Raw genomic sequence first — 2,149 nt, 5'->3', positions numbered from 1 at the left:
AGCTTGCGCTGCGCGCTGCCGAACGGTTTGGCCTTGGCTGCATCGTCGGCGTCGGCATCGCCGAACTGCACCACGAAGTTGTCCTGCGAGCGGTAGATGCTGGTGCCGTCCCAGAAGTGCTCATGGGCGAAGGTCTGGATGTTGCCGACATGGCGCGGGGCGAACTGCGGCGCCAGTTCGATGATCACCCGTCCGGCCGGCAGGTCCATGTACAGCAGGTTGGCCGGGTCCGGCGTGCGCCAGTCGCTGGCCGCCGATGCGTCGAGGATCTGCTGCGGGCTGCGGTAGGGCGTGGCCGCGCTGGCGAGTGCGGGCAGCAGGAAGGCGAGGGCGAGAGTGGTCAGGGCAAGACGGCGGCGGTGCGACATGGGATCCCCGGAGCATGAACGAGGCCTCGATTCTGCGCGAGTCGCTGCTCTTGCGCCAATCCTGCAGACTGGCTGTCGCGCCGCCCCTGCGGCACGATGTGCTTCCTTTGCATGGATGCACGAAATGCCAATGCTGGATCCAGGGGCCGAACTGCAGGCGGTGGTCGATGGCTATCTGAAAGGCTATATCGAACCCGGCGAAGACGGTGCCGGCTGGCTGCATTCGCAGTCGCCACGGATGCTCGTCGATCTCGATGGCCGCCGGCGCAGTTGGTGGGCGCCGCGGAACAGTGAGCTGCTCGACTGCCTTCAGGTCAGTCCGCAGGCACCAGCCGCAGTGCAGGCGGCTGCGTTGTTTCTCGCCGGCGCGGACGGCAATGGTCGCACGCGTCAGGCGGCGCTGCAGCGGATGGACGCCCTTGCAGGACATCTGACGCTTTCCAGTGCGTTGCTGCGCTGCAATGACTGGGTCCCCGAGGTGCGGGTTGTAGCCCAGCAGGTGGTGGAAGTTCTGCTGTCCCGCTGCAGCATCGACGACGTGCTGGCAGCGTGGCCGCTGGCGGTTCGCTTGCAGGATGCGCAGCGGGTGGATGCCGATTGGCGCAGGGATACGCTGGAGGGCTGGCTGTCGGCGCCCTCGCAGCGGGCAGTGCTGGGTGGCCTGCTCGTCCATCGTGACTCACGTACGCGGCTGAGCGCCCATGCGATCGCCTTCGATGTCCACCCGGAGCGTGTGGCGATCCGTGCGCGCGCGCTGCGGGACAGCGATCCGCGCATTGCACGCATGGCCTTCCAGGACCTTCTCGATGAGGGCGACCCATCGCAGGTGCTGGAGCAGTGCAGGGGCGCGCTGACGGCTCCCTCCAGCCAAGTGCGCGCGTCGGCCCTGCGTACGTTGGTGGCGCATGAGGTGGAGGGGATCGACGTGTTCGTCGAGGATGCACTGTTCGACCGTGCACGGGCTGTCCGCAGTCTGGCGGCATTTCTGGTGCGGCAGCGCCACGCAACGCCGGCCATCGAGCTGTGGCGCAATGCATTGGCACAGCAGACAGCGGGGCGCTGGCGCGTGGCGCTGGAAGCGCTGGCCGACCATGCCGTCGCTGAGGACGTTGCACTGTTGCGGTCGCTGTATCCACGGGTGGCGGCGCGCCATCGGCGGAATTGTGTACGAGGCTGGATACGGGCCGAGGGCGGCGCAGGCCTGGCGTTGCTGCGCGTTGCGCTGGAGGAGCCAGGGCGAAGCATCCACGAACTGTTGACCCACGCACAGGCGGACTGGGTAGCCGAACTGGACGCCGCCCGGCTGCTGGCGTTCTGCCACGACGGTCCTTCCCCGGTGGCTCAGACCGGGCTGCTGCGGCTGCTGCCCCACATGCCGTTGTGGCAGCATCTGGAACTTCTGCTGGACGCGGTACCGCAGAGGCATGACGAACGTGCATGGCATCTGCGCCTGGTGGAGAACTGGCTTCGTGTGAGCGAGGGTTACTCACCGCTGTCGGCAGCGCGCCGACAGGCCCTGCTGACCCGCCTTGAACACGGTGGGCACGACCTCTCCAATGCAATGGCACAGCGGCTGGCCGAGGCGGTCCGCCAAGCCTGACGCGGCCGGTGCCCAACCGGCAGAGTGACTAACGACACATTCGCTATACCGAACTTCGCACTACTGTTGACTTCAACGTAGTGGAGGGCCGGTCATGTCCGAGGACGATGTCCACCTGAAGAAGTTCCAGAAGGAGCTAAGCGCCGGCACCGTGTCGCTGGCCCTGCTGGCAGTGCTGGCC

The 2,149-nt window shown here is 67.0% G+C and carries 2 protein-coding genes and 1 pseudogene; 2 read left to right on the top strand and 1 reads right to left on the bottom strand.

All coding sequences use genetic code 11. The annotated features are described in order from the left end of the window. On the bottom strand, positions 1 to 368 hold a 368-nt coding region (locus tag AB4Y84_RS19915), incomplete at its 3' end, for a peptidylprolyl isomerase (RefSeq protein WP_442250753.1). Between the two features lie 124 nt (positions 369 to 492). Here AB4Y84_RS19915 and AB4Y84_RS19910 point away from each other — a divergent pair. After that, entirely contained in the window at positions 493 to 1,968 is a 1,476-nt protein-coding gene (locus tag AB4Y84_RS19910; RefSeq protein ID WP_442250752.1) for a hypothetical protein, read from the top strand. 94 nt (positions 1,969 to 2,062) lie between these two features. Then, a pseudogene (locus tag AB4Y84_RS19905) lies at positions 2,063 to 2,149 on the top strand (PadR family transcriptional regulator); the annotation flags it as partial.

Origin of the sequence: Stenotrophomonas sp. 2YAF22 (genome assembly GCF_052114665.1) — a bacterium.
Lineage (GTDB): Bacteria > Pseudomonadota > Gammaproteobacteria > Xanthomonadales > Xanthomonadaceae > Stenotrophomonas > Stenotrophomonas indicatrix.
The sequence above is the reverse complement of the archived record's forward strand: the minus strand, read 5'-3'. Positions and strand labels throughout refer to the sequence as shown.

Coding starts and splice junctions, on each gene's coding strand:
- AB4Y84_RS19910 (WP_442250752.1), top strand. CDS start 493: ATGCCAATGCTGGATCCAGGGGCCGAACTGCAGGCGGTGGTCGATGGC.